General features: G+C 62.7%; 14 protein-coding genes and 1 tRNA gene. 8 read left to right on the forward strand and 7 right to left on the reverse strand.

Features of this window, described 5'->3' with window-relative positions:
• Positions 1–33 precede the first annotated feature (33 nt).
• A tRNA-Gln gene (locus ASC80_RS08730) sits at positions 34–107 on the forward strand.
• A 179-nt stretch (positions 108–286) separates the two neighbouring features.
• Here ASC80_RS08730 and ASC80_RS08735 read toward each other — a convergent pair.
• The 5 genes from ASC80_RS08735 to ASC80_RS08755 all read right to left on the reverse strand — a co-directional run bounded on the left by ASC80_RS08735 (position 287) and on the right by ASC80_RS08755 (position 6540).
• Positions 287–1597 (reverse strand): TRAP transporter large permease, encoded by a 1311-nt coding sequence (locus tag ASC80_RS08735; RefSeq protein ID WP_056295139.1) that lies wholly within the window; start codon positions 1595–1597, stop codon positions 287–289.
• The gene (locus tag ASC80_RS08740; RefSeq protein ID WP_056295835.1) at positions 1594–2142 is read right to left on the reverse strand and encodes a TRAP transporter small permease subunit; all 549 of its coding nucleotides are present in this window, start codon (positions 2140–2142) and stop codon (positions 1594–1596) included. Before ASC80_RS08740 ends, ASC80_RS08735 begins: the two co-directional genes overlap by 4 nt.
• Before the next feature lie 72 nt (positions 2143–2214).
• On the reverse strand, positions 2215–3252 hold the full coding sequence (gene dctP, locus ASC80_RS08745; protein ID WP_056295142.1) for a TRAP transporter substrate-binding protein DctP: 1038 nt from the start codon (positions 3250–3252) through the stop codon (positions 2215–2217).
• Between the two features lie 490 nt (positions 3253–3742).
• Entirely contained in the window at positions 3743–4759 is a 1017-nt protein-coding gene (locus ASC80_RS08750) for an NAD(P)H-dependent flavin oxidoreductase (protein ID WP_056295145.1), read from the reverse strand.
• Between the two features lie 224 nt (positions 4760–4983).
• Positions 4984–6540: a class I adenylate-forming enzyme family protein gene (locus ASC80_RS08755; protein WP_349509654.1), complete on the reverse strand. Its 1557-nt coding sequence runs from the start codon at positions 6538–6540 to the stop codon at positions 4984–4986.
• 622 nt (positions 6541–7162) lie between these two features.
• On the opposite strand from ASC80_RS08755, the gene ASC80_RS08760 reads away from it, so the two are divergent.
• The 5 genes from ASC80_RS08760 (at position 7163) to ASC80_RS08780 (ending at position 12713) form a co-directional block, all read left to right on the forward strand.
• Positions 7163–7921: an SDR family NAD(P)-dependent oxidoreductase gene (locus tag ASC80_RS08760; protein WP_056295154.1), complete on the forward strand. Its 759-nt coding sequence runs from the start codon at positions 7163–7165 to the stop codon at positions 7919–7921.
• On the forward strand, positions 7921–8610 hold the full coding sequence (locus ASC80_RS08765; RefSeq protein ID WP_056295157.1) for a glutathione S-transferase family protein: 690 nt from the start codon (positions 7921–7923) through the stop codon (positions 8608–8610). Before ASC80_RS08760 ends, ASC80_RS08765 begins: the two co-directional genes overlap by 1 nt.
• 197 nt (positions 8611–8807) lie before the next feature.
• Positions 8808–9314 (forward strand): (2Fe-2S)-binding protein, encoded by a 507-nt coding sequence (locus ASC80_RS08770; RefSeq protein WP_056295158.1) that lies wholly within the window; start codon positions 8808–8810, stop codon positions 9312–9314.
• A complete protein-coding gene (locus ASC80_RS08775) occupies positions 9311–10327 on the forward strand; it encodes an FAD binding domain-containing protein (protein WP_056295161.1) in 1017 nt (338 codons plus the stop codon). Before ASC80_RS08770 ends, ASC80_RS08775 begins: the two co-directional genes overlap by 4 nt.
• 178 nt (positions 10328–10505) lie before the next feature.
• A complete protein-coding gene (locus ASC80_RS08780) occupies positions 10506–12713 on the forward strand; it encodes a xanthine dehydrogenase family protein molybdopterin-binding subunit (protein ID WP_056295837.1) in 2208 nt (735 codons plus the stop codon).
• Between the two features lie 120 nt (positions 12714–12833).
• Here ASC80_RS08780 and ASC80_RS08785 read toward each other — a convergent pair whose 3' ends face one another.
• Together ASC80_RS08785 and ASC80_RS08790 are read right to left on the reverse strand one after the other, a co-directional pair.
• The gene (locus ASC80_RS08785; RefSeq protein WP_056295166.1) at positions 12834–14033 is read right to left on the reverse strand and encodes a CaiB/BaiF CoA transferase family protein; all 1200 of its coding nucleotides are present in this window, start codon (positions 14031–14033) and stop codon (positions 12834–12836) included.
• A gap of 82 nt (positions 14034–14115) precedes the next feature.
• Positions 14116–14754: a 2-hydroxychromene-2-carboxylate isomerase gene (locus ASC80_RS08790; protein WP_056295169.1), complete on the reverse strand. Its 639-nt coding sequence runs from the start codon at positions 14752–14754 to the stop codon at positions 14116–14118.
• 206 nt (positions 14755–14960) lie between these two features.
• On the opposite strand from ASC80_RS08790, the gene ASC80_RS08795 reads away from it, so the two are divergent.
• Together ASC80_RS08795 and ASC80_RS08800 are read left to right on the forward strand one after the other, a co-directional pair.
• Positions 14961–15479, forward strand: a complete 519-nt coding sequence (locus tag ASC80_RS08795; protein ID WP_056295173.1) for a winged helix-turn-helix transcriptional regulator — start codon at positions 14961–14963, stop codon at positions 15477–15479.
• Positions 15480–15658: 179 nt separating this feature from the next.
• Positions 15659–16621: an alpha/beta fold hydrolase gene (locus tag ASC80_RS08800; RefSeq protein ID WP_056295176.1), complete on the forward strand. Its 963-nt coding sequence runs from the start codon at positions 15659–15661 to the stop codon at positions 16619–16621.
• The last annotated feature ends 11 nt before the right edge of the window (positions 16622–16632 follow it).

Below are 16632 nucleotides of genomic sequence, written 5' to 3' on the forward strand. Positions count from 1 at the left end.
CATCCAAAGATCTCTCTAAGAGATTGAGATCATTGGGGAATAGTTCAATGGTAGAACTGCGGACTCTGACTCCGTCAATCTAGGTTCGAATCCTAGTTCCCCAGCCAGCCCTGCCGTCCTCCTGACCGCGCCGGCCAGTCCGCTGTAATGTTGCTAATGGGGCCAAACGGTGTCCCGCACCACGACGCGCGATTTTGCGGCTCGCGACCACCCGGCACCGCTACCGGACAACATCCAGCCGAAAAACACGTCGCCCTGACGCACCCGGCTCGCCGGACATCCGGACCTAGAGCACCAGCGACGGCAACCAGGTCGCGAGCCCCGGAAACAGCATGATGATGATCAGGCCGAGGATCAGCACCAGCGTATAGGGCGTGGCCGACTGGTAGATGTCGCCCATGGTGATGCCGGGCGGCACGATGCCTTTCAGGTAGAACAGGTTGAATCCGAACGGCGGCGTCTGGTAGCCGATCTCCATATTGATGATGAAGAGAATGCCGAACCAGATCGGATCGAAGCCGAAGGCGGTGATGATCGGCAGGAACACCGGCAGCGTGATCAGCATGATGCCGACGGGATCGAGCACCATGCCGAGCAGCAGCAGCACGATCTGCATGAAGATGATCGTGCCCCATGGTCCGCCGGGAATGTGACCGGCGAGATTCTGGATCAGCGATTGCGCGCCCATGCCCTGATACGCCGCGCTGAAAGAATGCGCCGCGAACAGGATCCACATGATCATGCCGGTCAGCGTGAAGGTGCGGATAGCGGACTCGCGTAACAGCGCCCAGCTCAACTTGCCATGAACCAGCGCGGAGATCATCGCGCCGAGCACGCCGCAGGCCGCAGCTTCGGTCGGCGTCGCGATGCCGAACAGGATCGATCCGAGAACCATGGTGACGACCAGCATCGGCAGCAGCACCGCGCGCAGAGCCGTGAATTTCTCGGCCCAGTCGCCGCGCTGTTCCTTGGGTAACGCCGGTCCAAGTTCCGGCTGCAGCCAGCAGCGGATGAAGATGTAGGCGCAGATCATCAGCGCGATCATGATGCCGGGCACAACACCGGCGGCAAACATCTTGCCGACCGAAGCGCCGGTGATCAGCGAATAAAGAATCATCAGCACGCTCGGCGGGATCAGGATGCCGAGCCCTCCTCCTGCACTGATGCAGCCGATCGCCAACCGCTTGTCGTAGCCACGCTCGAGCATCGCAGGCAGCGCGATCGTGCCCATCGTCACCACGGCCGCGCCGCTGATGCCGACCATCGCGGCGAAGATCGTGCAGATCGCAACCGTGCCCATGGCAAGGCCACCGCGCACGCCGCCCCACCACAGATGCATCATCCGGTAGAGCGCCTGCGCAACGCCGCTCTGTTCGAGCAGCATCGCCATGTAGACGAACAGCGGGATCGCCACCAGCGTGAAGCTGTTCATGCTGCCCCACATCTGCGAGGCAACCATATAGAAGGAATCGATTCCCCATGTGAAATAGAGGAAGATGATCGACACGCCGCCCAGCACGAACGCAAGCGGCAGTCCGAGCATCAAAAAGATCAACAGCGCGCCGAAGAACAGAACCGTGAGAACCCCGATGCTCAATGGTGTTCTCCCGAGATGCCTTCAACCTGAAATTCGTTCGCCAGCGAACTGTCGAGCGCGACGCAGATATCCCGCGCGAGCTTGACGATGCCCTGAAGCAGGATCAGGAACGCGCCAACCGGGATCATCAGCTTCACCGGCCAGATCGGTGGATTCCATGCCGACTGCGAACGCTCCCAGAACTCCATCGAGTCATAGGCGAGCGAACTGCCGAAATAGAGCAGCGCGCCGATGAAAAGAAAAAATATCACCGATGTCAGAATATCGATGATCGCCTTGGTCCGCGTCGAAAACCGGGTGTAGATCAGGTCGACGTTGACATGGCCGCCGTGAGCCAGGATGTAGCCGCCCGACAGCACGGCGTAGACGCCGAACACCATCTGGGTGAGTTCGCCGGTCCACACCATCGGCGCGCCGAGGACGTAGCGGAATCCGATTTCGGCAATCAGCAGCACGAAGATCACGAGGATCAGCAGTGCCACCCAGCGCCCGATGAATTCGTTGAGGCGCGTGACGCCACGCAACACCGCGATGATCGCCTGCATGGGAATGACTCCGGGGGAAAGCAGCATATCCGCGACCCGGAACGATCCCGGATCGCGGATAACGAATCGGCGTCAGCTCATGTAACCGAGGTCGGCCAGGAATTTCTTCAGGGTCTCGAGCGCCTTGGCGGCATTCGGTCCCTTCTTGCCTTCCTCTTCCCACTGCTTGACCGCGACCTTGGTCAGGTGGTCCAGCACGTCGGGCGGCAGCTGATTGATGGTCACGCCCTTGCTCTTGGTCACCTTGGCGAGGGTCAACTGCTCAAGATACAGATACTCGTTGGTCCGCGCCCAGAACTGCTGTTCGAGCGTATCGTGGACGCATTTCCTGACGTCGGGCTGAAGCTTGTCGAGCGCCTTCTGGTTGATGACAAAGGCATCGGTGCCGGCGATGTTCAATGCCGGGCGGATGTGATGCTTCGCGACTTCATAGAGTCCCATGCTGTCGGCGCCCTGCACTGCGCCCCAGTGCACCGCGTTGATCACGCCGGTCGAAAGCGCCGGATAGATCTCGGGTCCCGGCAGATAGGATGCGGATGCGCCCGCCTCGGTGAGGAAGCGCTGCAACACGCCGGACGAGCGAATTTTGAGCTTCTTGAAATCGTCGAGCGACTTGACCGGCCCTTTCGCAACCATTTCGGTCGGATAGACCTTGTCGGTCGAATAGAAAACGCCCTGCGCCGCAACTTCGTCTCGGATCATCTTCTCGAAACCGAGCCGCTGGTGGAAATACGCGGTTTCCCAGACGTTGCGGAACGCGAACGGCAAGCCCGATGCGATACCGGCGGTCTGAATCGTTTCCGGAAGATAAGCCGGCGAGATGGTTCCCATCTGGATGATGCCGCGCTTCACGGCCGGAAAAATTTCCTTGGCCGGGAACAGCGCGCCTGCCTCATGCAACTCAAGAACGAGTTGCCCCTTGGTGCAGGCTTCGATCTTGGTCTTGAGAACACCGAGGCTGTCCTTGAATGAGCTGCTCGAATTCGGCCAGTGCGATTGCACACGCCACGTCACCTTTTCCTGCGCAGCAGCGATGCTCTGAGAGAGAAACAACGCGGAAGCTGCAGTGACTGCGAGAGTCGTGATTGCTTTTATCGGATGACGATACATCGAGACGGCTCCTTGTTTTTATTGCTTGTTGTTATTTTTCTGTTGCTGATTGATTGAAGCAAGTTGCACGAGGCGTGCAATGCGAGTCAAACCAGACACGCGCCCTGCGACGAATTGCCGTATCGTCACAGTTCGCAGAGCGAAACCGTTTTTGGAACGATCGTCGGATTGATTGCGAGATCGCGATCGATGACTTGCGAATTGCTGCAGCATGAACCGCGATCAGATTTCAGCTGGCAATTTCGCGGTCGAGCATTTCGAGTTTGCGGTTCAGCAAACTCGGATTCCGAGAATCTCGGAGTCCGGCTCAACAAGCTGTCAATGAAAACGAGGAAGTCATGGTTTAGCACGTCATGGCCGGATTTATTCCGGCCATGACGACTCTCATTCAAGCACCAGACAAGAGCCTGGCATCACCGTTCTTCGAACGACCATGTTTGGCCAGCACCGCACCATGCACGGCATACGCACGATGAGATGGTGTTTCGTTTCACGCCACCTTGTGAACCGCTGGCGACACGGTTTCCACCGTGCCGTCGAGGAAACCGGTCAGCCGTCCGCGAATGATCTGCTCGGCATCGGCCATGATGCGGTCGATCAGCTCCTTCACGCTCGGAATGTCGTGGATCAGCCCGACCATCATGCCGCAGCTCCACGCGCCGGCATCCATGTCGCCGTCGATCATCACCTTCGGATAGACGCCCGCGACCTGATCCATGATGTCCGCGATCTTGAGGTCCTTCCCCTTCTCGCGCTCGATCTCGATCAGCTTCTCGACTTTGGCGTTGGTCAGCACGCGTTCGGTGTTGCGCAACGCGCGCATGATCAGGCGGGTGTCGAGTTCGCTGGCCTTGACCAGCGCGTTCTTCACATTGTCATGGACCGGAGCTTCCTTGGTGGCAATAAAGCGCGTGCCCATGTTCATGCCCTGCGCGCCCATCGCCAGCGCGGCGACGAGGCTGCGCGCATCCGCCATGCCGCCGGAAGCGACGAACGGAATTTTCAATTCCTCGGCGGCGCGCGGCAGCAGGATCATGTTCGGCATATCGTCCTCGCCGGGATGACCGCCGCACTCGAAGCCGTCGACGCTGACCGCATCGCAGCCGATCGCCTCGGCTTTCAGCGAATGACGCACCGATGTGCATTTGTGAATCACCTTGATGCCGGCGGCTTTCAGCGCGGGCATGTACTGCTCGGGGCTACGGCCTGCGGTCTCGACGATCTTGACGCCGCCCTCTCGGATCGCGGCGATGTATTCCGGATACGGCGGCGCGGCGAAGGTCGGGAGGAAGGTGAGGTTCACGCCGAACGGCTTGTCGGTCATGTCGCGGCAGCGCGCGATTTCCTTCGCCAGCAACTCCGGAGTCTTTTGCGTGAGGCCGGTGATGATGCCAAGCCCGCCGGCATTGGAGACCGCCGAGGCCAGTTCGGCGAAACCGACATAATGCATTCCGCCCTGGATGATCGGATGCTGGATGCCGAACATTTCGGTGATGGCTGTCTTCACGTGAAGTCCTCCCGTTTGTCGAAGTGAACCCAAGAATGTCAGGCCAGCGTGGCGACGGCAATTCCGCACGGCGGAATGTTTCGTTAAAGTGTTGCTTGCACAGACTTGTCATGCCCGGGCTTGACCCGGGCATCCATCAGAACAACAAGCCTCTTCAGAATGATGGATTGCCGGGTCGAGCCCGGCAATGACACTCTTGTTATGCCCCGACATTCCAAAAACTCTCAAACATCCCGCAGCGATTCCGCCAGTTTGTGCTTGAGGATCTTGCCTGTCGATGTCGCCGGCAGCGCATCGAGCACGATAATCTCTGACGGCCGCTTGTAGGACGTGAGCTGCGGATGAATGAAGGTCATCAGGTCCGCGGCCGTGATCGCCGTGCCCTGAAGAAGCTGCACGAACGCTACCACCTCCTCGTTGCCCTCCACCGCGCGGCCGACCACCGCCGACTGCACCACCGCGTCGTGCGCGTTGAGCACCGCCTCGACCTCGGCCGGATAGACGTTGAAACCGGAGCGGATGATCATCTCCTTGGTGCGGCCCGCGATGAACAGGCAGCCGTTGTCCACGCGCGCCAGATCCCCGGTGTTGAACCAGCCGTCGGCGTCGATGGCATTCGCGGTGAGATCGGGCGCGCGATAATAGCCGCGCATCACGTTGCGCCCGCGCACATGCAGTTCGCCGACCTCGCCGTCTTTCACCGGCCGCCGGTCGAGATCGACGATCCGCGCCTCGACGCCCGGCAATAGCGTGCCGACGCTGTTGTCGCTGCGCGGCGCATCGAACCGCACGCCGGAAATGCCCGGCGCACATTCGGTGATGCCGTAGCCGTTGAGCAGCGGCAATCCGAGTTCAGCCTCGATGCGCGATTTGAGATCGAGATCGAGCGGCGCGCCGGCGACGCTGATCAGGCGCAGCGTGCCGCGCTCAAGCCTCGGCAATCCGGCAACCGCCTTGTATTCGAGCAGGCGCTGATAGGTGGCGGGCACGCCGTTGACCACGGTGACACCCTCCTCCGCGATCGCCTTCGCCAGCGCCGCAGGATCGTATTTGCTCACCAGCCGCGCAGTGCTGCCGGTCAGCAACGTCATGATCAAGAGCGAAATGCCGACGATGTGCGAGATCGGCAGCACGATATAAAGAACGTCGTTGCGGTCCAGCTTGCGGAAGCGTCCGGTACTCGCGGCGCTGAACAGCAGGTTCTCATGGGTGAGCATCACGCCCTTCGGCGTGCCGGTGGTGCCCGACGTATAGATCAGCACCGCGACCTGTTTCGCGGAACTGTCCTCGGCCGGCTCGGCGACGGTCGTATCGTTCAGGGCCGTGACGCCGATATCCTTGAGCGGACCGATGTCCCCGACCTGCGCCTGACGGGCCGCCGCATGGTTCGCGGCCTCTTTCGACACGCTCGTCGTGAAGAACATGCGCCGTGCGCCGCTGTGCTCGCGGATCTGGTCGAGTTCGCGCGGCGACAGGCGCGGATTGACGACAATCGCCCACGCACCGATCCGGCTTGCTCCGAACAGCAGCGCGGCGAGCGCGATGCAGTTCTCGCTGACGATCATCATGCGGTCGCCGGGGCGGATGCCGAGAGACTCGAGCGCCGATGCGGTTTCGTTCACCGCCTGCCTGAGGTGGCGATAGGTCCAGACCGTATCGCCGTCGATCAATGCAGGATGGTCGGGGGTATCCGCTGCGGCGCGATCCATCGCCTGATGAATCCGCGCCGGAAGATTGGCCAGAATCTCTGCCACCTCGACGACTTCCATCGCGCTCGCCACGATCCTCTCCCGGTTATTTCGTTTCCGGAATAGACGTTCCTTTTTGGAACTAGTCAACCGGAAAGGTTGAGCGGCTTTATCCACGATGTCATGGCCGGGCATAGCCGTTTGAAGAACGGCGTCGCTTCGCTCGCCTATGTGCCGCGCATCCACGCCTTTCTTGCTGAACCATCGCTCAGACGTGAAGGCCGGAAGGAGCCCGGCCATGACGGAAAGAGATCGTAGCAGGGGACAAGCGCGGTATCCCGGAGCAACCTCCATACTCGGTGTCGTCCCCGCGCAGGCGGGGACCCAGTCTACCCGCGCCGCATATGAAAGCATTGCAAAGCGTACACTGTTTAAAACCGATCGGATCGCGAAGAAACGATAGGTCTGGGAGTCTGGGTCCCCGCCTGCGCGGGGACGACGCCTGGAGAGATCACCCCGTACACCATTGTCGTCACCGGGTTTGTCCCGGTGCCCTCGCTTAGGGAGGCACCGTGCGTCCCCTAAGCGGGATGGCCGGAATAAATCCGGCCATGACAGAGGAAACTGTTTCCAGCATTCCCCACATCAGCAATTTACAACCCGCCCTTTGCCCGCTATCAATAAGTACCAAATAAGAACTTATAGGGAGAGCGCGATGCCAGAAACCGCCAATCCGAAACCCAAAGGCGTGGTCGTGCTGGTCGGCGCCGGTGACGCGATCGGCGCGGCGGTGGCGCGGCGTTTCGCCAAGGGCGGCTACATCGTCTGCATCGCGCGGCGCGATGCCGCCAAGTCGCAGGGCCTGGTCGATGACATGAAGGCCGAGGGCTGCGATGTCCGCGCCTTCAGCGTCGATGCCCGGCAGGAAGCTTCCGTGCAGGAATTCTTCGCGCAGGTCGAGAAGGACATCGGGCCGATCGAGGTCTGCCTCTACAACGCCGGATCGAACGTCAACAAGCCGCTGCTGGAGACCACCGAGAAGCTGTTCTTCAAGGCGTGGGAGCTCGCCTGTTATGGCGGCTTCCTCGTCGGCCGCGAGGCCGCACGCTACATGACGCAGCGCGGACGCGGCACCATCCTGTTCACCGGCGCGACCGCCAGCGTGCGCGGCGGCGTCGGCTTCGCGGCGTTCTCCTCTGCCAAGTTCGGCCTGCGCGCGGTGGCGCAGGCGATGGCGCGCGAACTCGGCCCGAAGAACATCCATGTCGTTCATCTGCTGATCGACGCCGCCGTGGACAGCGAGGCGATCCACCAGCGCATGAAGGCGGCCAAGGGCATCGACGCCAAGGACATTCCGGCCGACAGCCTGACCAAGACATCGTCGATTGCCGACGCTTATTGGTTCGCTCACAACCAGCATCGCGACGGCTGGACCCACGAACTCGATCTGCGTCCCTCCGTGGAGAAGTGGTGATGGCGGACGCACCCCATCTCGTGTTGTGGGGTGTCGGCACCAGCCGCACCGTGCGCGCGCATTGGGCGCTCGCCGAACTCGGCCTGACCTATGAGACCCGCGCCATCGGCCCGCGCACCGGCGAAACCAAGACCGCCGAATACACCAGGCTCAATCCGCGCCAGAAAGTGCCCCTGCTCCAGGACGGAGATTTTTCCATCGGCGAAAGCGCCGCCATCGTCGCCTATCTGTCGCGCACCTATTCGACGCCCGAGCGCGCGCTGATCCCCGAGGCGCAGCGCGACTATGCCGCCTGGCTCGAATGGTGCTTCTTCATCGTCACAGAACTGGATTCGACGAGCCTTTATGTGATGCGCCGCCACGGCGCGATGGGGCTGGGTTCGATCTACGGCATCGCGCCGGAGGTCGTCGCCAAGGCCGGCGAGTACTTCCGCGAACAGTTGCGTCATGTCGAAGTGGCGCTGTCCGATGGTCGCGAATTTTTGATGGGCGAGCGTTTCACCAGCGCCGACATCCTGCTCACCACCTGCCTCGACTGGGCGATCGCCTATGGCGTCGGCATCTGCGACAACGCGCAGCCTTATCTCGCCCGAATGCAGGCCCGCCCTGCCTATCAACAAGGCAAGATCGCCAACCAGCCGCCGGCGCCGAGCGAGCCCGTAGTAGGGCCGACAGCTCGATCGACATAACGGGTCGTTTGCCCCGGATGCGGCGCGGCGCTCCTCACCACGAGGGACAGCGCTCACCATAAGGAGGCAATCCACCGCCGCCGGACCTGTCACCGAACCACCACGAACGGCCGCTATTATTCTTGCGACGGCGGCACGGAACCTGTCATGATGTCTCGCGTTGTTGCCGGTTAATCTTCGATATGCGGAGAACGCCCATGGCAAGGTCAAGCGCTGCAAGCGCGTCACCCCAGCCTCCCGGCCTGATGACGGTTGAACTGACCGTCAACGGCGCCAAGACCAAACTCAACATCGCCCCCTGGACCACCCTGCTCGACGCACTGCGCGACCGTCTCGACCTGACCGGCACCAAGAAAGGATGCGATCACGGCCAGTGCGGCGCCTGCACGGTGCTGGTGGACGGCCGGCGGGTCAATTCCTGCCTGACACTCGCCGTCATGAAGGACGGCGCCGAGGTTGTCACCGTCGAGGGGCTTGCCACCGACGGCGTGCTGCATCCGGTGCAACAGGCCTTCATCGATCACGATGCCTTTCAGTGCGGCTACTGCACGCCGGGCCAGATCTGTTCGGCGGTCGGCCTGATCGCCGAGGGCAAGGCGAAAACGCCCGATGACATTCGCGAGATGATGAGCGGCAACATCTGCCGCTGCGCCGCCTACCCGAACATCGTCGCAGCCATCCAGCAGGCCATGGGTGCAACATGATCAACTTCCAGTATTCGCGCGCAAACGACGTCGCCGACGCCGTCAAGCAGATCGCGGACGATCCTTCCGCAAAATTCATCGCCGGCGGCACCAACCTCGTCGATCTGATGAAATACGATGTCGAGCATCCCACCCGGCTGATCGATATTTCACGTTTGCCGCTGACCAAGGTCGAAGACACCGCCGAGGGCGGCCTGCGGATCGGCGCGCTGGTGCCGAACTCCGACCTCGCCTGGCATCCGCGGGTGACCGAGCGCTATCCGGTGCTGTCGAGCGCGATCCGCGCCGGCGCGTCAGCGCAACTGCGCAACATGGCATCCACCGGCGGCAATCTGGTGCAACGAACCCGCTGCTTCTATTTCTACGATGCAACGACGCCCTGCAACAAACGCGAGCCCGGCACCGGCTGCTCGGCGAAGGACGGCATCAACCGCATCAACGCCATTCTCGGCACCAGCGATGCATGCATCGCAACCCATCCCTCCGATATGTGCGTCGCGCTGATCGCGCTGGAGGCCAAGGTGCATGTCACCGGTCCGAACGGCGAGCGCACGATTGCAATCGCTGACTTCCACCGCCTGCCCGGCAGCACGCCGCAACGCGACACCAATCTCGAGCCGGCGGAAATCATCACGGCCGTCGAATTGCCGGCGAAAGGCTTCAACACAAACTATACGTATCTCAAGATCCGCGACCGCCTGTCCTACGCCTTCGCGCTGGTCTCGGTGGCGGCGGCACTCGAGGTGGACGGAGGCACCATCCGCGAGGCGCGGCTGGCGCTTGGCGGTGTTGCGCACAAGCCATGGCGCAATCCGGAAGCCGAAGCGGCGTTGAAAGGCCAATCCGCCCACCGCGAAAGCTTCGCCCGCGCCGCGGACATCGTGCTGCGCGACGCCAAAGGGTTCGGCCATAACACCTTCAAGATCGACCTCGCGCGGCGCACTATCGTCCGCGCGCTGACGCAGGCCGCGAACGGCACACCGCAATCGCAATCCCACAAGAAAATCGCATGAGGCAGCCATGGCACGCATCGGCCGGTTTGATCCTCACGACACCCATGATCCTCACACCGGCGGCATCAGCCGCCGCAGCGTGCTGCAAGGCGCCGCAGCCGTCGGCGTATTGGGATACGGAACACGCGACGGCGCCGCAGCACCCTTGGCCCCGGCAACAAGTCAGGTGAGCACACCCATGACGACTTACATCGGAACGGCGACGTCCCGCGTCGATGGACGCGACAAGGTGACCGGCGCGGCGCGATATGCCGGCGAGTACAGCGCGCCCGATCTGGCCCACGCCAGCATCGTGATGGCGACCATCGCCAAAGGCCGGATCAAGAAGATCGACACCAGCGAGGCCCACAACGTCGCGGGCGTCCTCGCCGTTCTCACCCACGACAACCGGCCGCCGATGGCGGACAACGACAAAGCCTACAAGGACGATGTCGCGCCCGATGAAGGTTCGCCCTATCGCCCGCTCTACGACGGCGAGATCAAGTTCAACGGCCAGCCGGTCGCGCTGGTGCTGGCGGAGGATTTCGAAACCGCGACCTACGCCGCCTCCCTCGTGCGCGTCGACTATGACGAGGAGCCGCCGGTCACCGATCTCGAGCAACAGCTCCGCAACACCGTCGCGCTCGATCCTCCGGCCAAGCCGCGCGGCGATGCCGCAAAAGCCTTTGCCGCCTCGGACGTTCGCCACGATGCCGGCTATTCGGTGCCGATCGAGCATCACAATCCGATGGAGCTGTTTGCCTCCACGGCGGTCTGGCAGGACGGCAAGCTCACGGTCTACGACAAGACGCAAGGCGTGCAGAACGTCCAGCGCTATTTGTGCAGCGTGTTCGAGGCCAAGCCCGACGAGATCCGGGTGATGTCGCCGTTCATGGGCGGCGGCTTCGGCTCCGGCCTGCGGCCGCAATATCAGGTCGTGCTCGCCGTGCTCGGCGCACGCGCGCTCAAGCGCTCGGTTCGCCTCGTTCTGACGCGGCAGCAGATGTACATGGTCGGCTATCGCCCGGGGATGGTCCAGCGTATCCAGCTCGGCGCGAAGCCGGACGGAACGCTGAACGCGATCACGCATGACGCCACCACCGTCACCTCGCGATACGAGGACTTCCATCGCAACGAGACGACGTGGTCGGGGCTGCTCTACAAGAGCGAAACCGCGAGCTACACGCACAAGCTCGCGCATCTCGATCTGCCGACCTCCTGCGACATGCGCGCGCCGAGTGCGGCGACCGGCGTCTATGCGCTCGAATCGGCCATGGACGAACTCGCGGTCGCGCTGAAAATGGACCCGCTGGAACTGCGCCTGAAGTGCTATTCGGACCGCGACCAGATCAACGGTCTGCCCTTCAGCAGCAAGAACCTGCGCGAATGCTACAGCCAGGGCGCGGATGCCTTCGGCTGGAGCAAGCGCAATCCCGAACCGCGTTCGATGCGCGACGGCAACGATCTGGTCGGCTGGGGCATGGCCACCGGCGTCTGGGAAGCGCTGCAGGTGCCGATCACGGTGCGGATCACGTTGACGGCGAACGGACATGCGGAAGTGGCGTGCGCGACATCCGATATCGGCACTGGGACCTATACGATCATGGCGCAGGTCGCCGCCGACATGCTTGGCCTGCCGATTGACGACATCACGATCAAGCTTGGCGACTCGACGCTGCCGCAATCGCCGGTCGAGGGCGGCTCGTGGATCGCGGCATCGGTCTCGAACGGCATCGTCACCACCAGCAACGCCGTCCGTGATGAGCTGCTGAAGATGTCGCAGGCGATGCCGGACTCGCCGCTGAAAGGCGCGAAGGACGACGATGTCGTGCTGGCCAATGGTGCCATCGCCTCAAGGAAAAATCCGCGCAGCACGATCCCGATCGCGGAAGCGATGCGCCATGCCGGCGTCGATCGCATCACGCAGGAGAAGGCGACGGAATTCGCCAACGACGGCAAGCACGCCCACAACACCCATGCGGCGATTTTCGCCGAGGTGAAGATCGATGAGCAGTTGGGCGTAATCCGCGTCACCCGCCTCGTCAGTGCGGTGGCGGCCGGACGCGTCCTCAATCGCAAGACCGCGCGCAGCCAGGTGATGGGCGGCGCGATCTGGGGCATGGGCATGGCGCTGCACGAGGAAACGCTGATCGACCACCGCTTCGGCCGCGTGATGAACGCCAACATCGCAGAGTATCATGTGCCGGTGAATGCCGACGTTCACGATGTCGAGGTGATCTTCGTCGATGAGCAGGATGACATCGTCAACCCGATGGGCATCAAGGGGCTTGGCGAAATCGGCATCGTCGGCGTGCCGGCGGCGATCGCCAACGCGATCTATCATGCGACGGGCAAGCGGGTGCGCGATCTGCCGATCACTCTCGACAAGCTGACACGCGAAGCGTGAGTCAACGAATGCGAATCCCAGTCGCGCCCCCGCGCTGACTTGCACGCTCATAACTCTCTCTGTCATGGCCGGATTTATTCCGGCCATGACGAAAACAATTCAGATTCAAATTCGCAACAATCAGCCCGCCACCCGCACCGCCTTGTCGCCGACCATCGCGTCGATGGCGCTGTCGTCGTAGCCGAGTTCGCGCAGTACGTCGCGCGAGTGCTGGCCGACGCGCGGCGCGGGACCGCCGATCATCGCTTCGTGAACCTCGAACCGCGCCGCGGGCTTCGGCTGCCGGACACGGCCGACCTTCGGCTGGTCGAATTCCTCGATCAGCCCGCGCGCCACCACCTGCTCGTTGTGCATGACCTCGCCGCGACGCAGGATCGGCGCGCACGGCACGTCGGCGGCGTCGAGCCGCTCCAGCCACTCGGCGGTCGTGTGCTGCAGAATGTACTCCTGCATCTTGTTGATGCGCGCGGTGGCGTTGACGAAACGCCCGCCCGGCGTCGCGAACCGCTCGTCTTTCGCAAGCTCTGGATCGCCGGTGGCGCGGCAGAAGCCCTGCCATTCGGAATCCGAAATCGTGCCGGCCGTGATGTAGCCGTCGCTGGTCTGGAAAACGAGGTCGGGCCGGTCCTTGGGATCCTGCGCGGTCTCCTCGGCGCCGACCACCGTGTACTGCATCATGCCTTCCGGCCACAGGTACGAGATCATGGTGTCGAGCATCGCGACCTGGATGTGATCGCCCTGCCCGGTCTTCTCGCGGGCGTAGAGCGCCGACGATACCGCCTGCGCCGTGAACACCGCCGTGGTCTTGTCGCACACGATGGTGCGGATCATCTGCGGCCGGTTGGTCACCGGCTGGGCCTGAATATCGCAGAAGCCGGACAGCCCCTGAATGATCGGATCGTAGACGCGCTTCTTCACATAAGGCCCGGTGTCGCCGACGCCGCTGATCGACACATAGATCAGGCGCGGATGTTTCGCGCGCAGTTCGTCCGCGCCGAGCCCCAAGCGGTCCATGGTGCCGGGGCGGAAATTCTGCACCAGCACGTCGGCCTGCGCCACCAGCTTCGCCAGCACCTCGCGCCCGGCCTCGCTCTTGATGTCGAGCGACAGCGAGCGCTTGCCGCGATTGGAGGAAATGAACAGCGCCGAGAATTCGCCGCCCTTGTCGATCGGCGCGCGGCTGCGCCGGGTGATGTCGCCGGTGATCGGCTCGATCTTGATGACGTCCGCGCCCTGATCGGCGAGGAACATCGTCGCATAGGGCCCCGACACCACCCCCGTCAGATCGAGGACACGAACACCCTTCAACGGACCCGGCATGGCATTTCCTCTGGCTCGATATCGTGGCTCGATATCGCGAACCGCTCGCGCGGTCCGGGTTAGAACGCGCGACTGTGTTGGCTCAGGCGGTTTTCGCCTTGGCGGAACCAAGCTGCTCGACGATCGACTCCTCGACATCGCGCAACTGGTCCTTGCCGAAGAATATCTCCTTGCCGACGAAGAAGGTCGGCGAGCCGAACGAGCCGCGGGCGACCGCGTCGCTGGTGTTGTCGATCAGCTTTTTCTTGACGTCGTCCTGCTGGGCGCGTGCCATCAGTCTGTCGACATCGAGACCGGATGCCTTGAAGGCTGAGCGGAACACCTCGACATCGTCCATCTTCTTCGGCTCTTCCCACATGTGATGGTAGGCGGCGTGGAAATACGGCTCGAACACGCCCTCGAACTGCGCCGCGATCGCGCCGCGCATCAGCATCAGCGTGTTGACCGGGAAGAACGGATTGCTCTTGAAGTTCGTGATGTTGTGGCGGCGGATGAAGCGCTGCATTTCCAGCGTCTGGTAGTCCTGCTTGTTCTTGATGCCGCGCAGCGTTTCCGCCGGCGACGCGTTGCCGGTCGCCTTGAACACGCCGCCGAGCAGCACCGGCACGTACTCGAACTTCACGCCGGTGCGCTGTTCGATGCCGGGCAACACGCGTTTCGCCAGATAGGCGTTCGGACTGCCGAAATCGAAGTGGAATTCGACCTTCAACGGATGTGCCACCGGGGGTATCTCCTAAGATTGTTGACCGGATTCATAAAGTTCTAAAAATGAACTGTCAAACGTAAAGGCGTTAGATGAGCATTCTAGGCCCAAAAACCCGGGAATGGGGTGATTGTGTTGCTTTCAGTACCTATTTAGAATGTGGAACATTGAATCGATAGCAGAGCGGCCGGCTGCCGGCCAGCCGGAGTGAACTGGAGACTGCCATGAAATGGGATGCTCTTGAGGAGGAGCCGTGCTCGCTGGCCCGCACCGTCGCGGTGATCGGCGATCGCTGGAGCCTGCTGATCCTGCGCGAAAGTTTTCTGCGCGTCCGGCGCTTCGAGGCGTTCCAGTCCTCGCTCGGCATCACCCGGCACCTGCTGGCCGAACGGCTGAAGAAGATGGTCCGGCTCGGCGTGCTGCGCCGCGTGCCCTATCAGGATTCGCCGAAGCGCTACGAATACATCCTGACCCAGAAGGGCCTCGACCTCTATCCGGTGATCATGGCCATCGTCCATTGGGGCGACACCCACATGGTGGACGAGCGCGGCCGCCCGCTGCTGCATGAGCATCACGGTTGCGGCAAGATGTTCGATCCGGTCATGGTCTGCTCGGAATGCGGCGAGCCGCTCAAGGCCAAGGAAGTTCACGTCCATTCCGGCCCCGGCGCGCGGCCGAGCGCGTCATCGGAGGCCCGCGCCAAGGCAACGGCCAAAGCCAAGGTGCGTCCGAGCGCGGCGTGATTGCTTCGCGATGAAGCTTGCGTGCCCCGGATGCTGCGCAGCGCGTTTCGCGATGCGCTGCTGATCCGGGGCCTTTCCAAATTCTGAGTGTGGAAAGGTCCCGGGTCTGCGAAGCAGCGTTGCACGCTGCATCGCGCCCGGGACACGGGTTTAGTCCGCCGCAATCCGTCGGAGACCTCATGACCGAATTTCAAACCATCGCCCTGAACGACGTCGCGCTGCGCGTCGCCATTGAGGGCACCGGGCCGCTGGTGGTGATGGTCCACGGCTTTCCGGAATCCTGGTACTCGTGGCGGCATCAGATGGCGCCGATCGCGGCGGCTGGATTCACCGCCTGCGCCATCGACGTGCGCGGCTATGGCGGCTCCGGCAAGCCCCGCGCGGTCGAGGCCTATACGCTCGAAGCCATTTCGACCGACATCGCCCGGCTGATCGCTACGCTTAGCCCGGATGCTCCCGCCGTCGTGATCGGTCATGACTGGGGCGCGCCGATTTCGTGGACCACCGCCCTCGTCCATCCCGACCGCGTGCGCGCGGTCGCCGGATTGTCGGTGCCCTACACCGGAATTCCGAAGCGTTCGCTCAACGACCTGATCGACTACGCGTACACGCGCCACGGCCGGTTTTTCTATCAACATTACTTCGCACAGGAAGGCGCGGCGGACGCCGAGATGGACGCGGATGTGCGCGGCGCGCTGCGGCGGTTTTATTATGCGTGGAGCGGCGACGCGCCCGACGGCACATGGCCCACCGACAAGAAGCTCGGCGATACCGTGCTGTCCCGCCTGCCCGATCCCGATCCGTTTCCGGCGTGGCTCTCCGCCGCCGACATCGACTATTACACCGGCGAGTTCACGCGCTCCGGCTTTCGCGGCGGATTGAACCGCTATCGCAACAACGATCGCGACTTCGCGTTCCTGTCGGCGTTCAAGGGCCGCAGGATCGAACAGCCGTCGCTCTATATCGCGGGCGACCGCGATCTGGTGCTGACGATGTTCGGCGATCCGATGCCGATCCTGAAAGCCGAACTGCCCGGCCTGCGCGGCGCGCACATCCTGCCGGGATGCGGACACTGGACCCAGCAGGAACGGCCGGCTGAGGTCAACGCGCTGCTGCTGGACTGGCTGCGCAGCCTTCCGTGACGCGGCCATGC

Source organism: Afipia sp. Root123D2, assembly GCF_001425835.1.
GTDB lineage: Bacteria > Pseudomonadota > Alphaproteobacteria > Rhizobiales > Xanthobacteraceae > Afipia.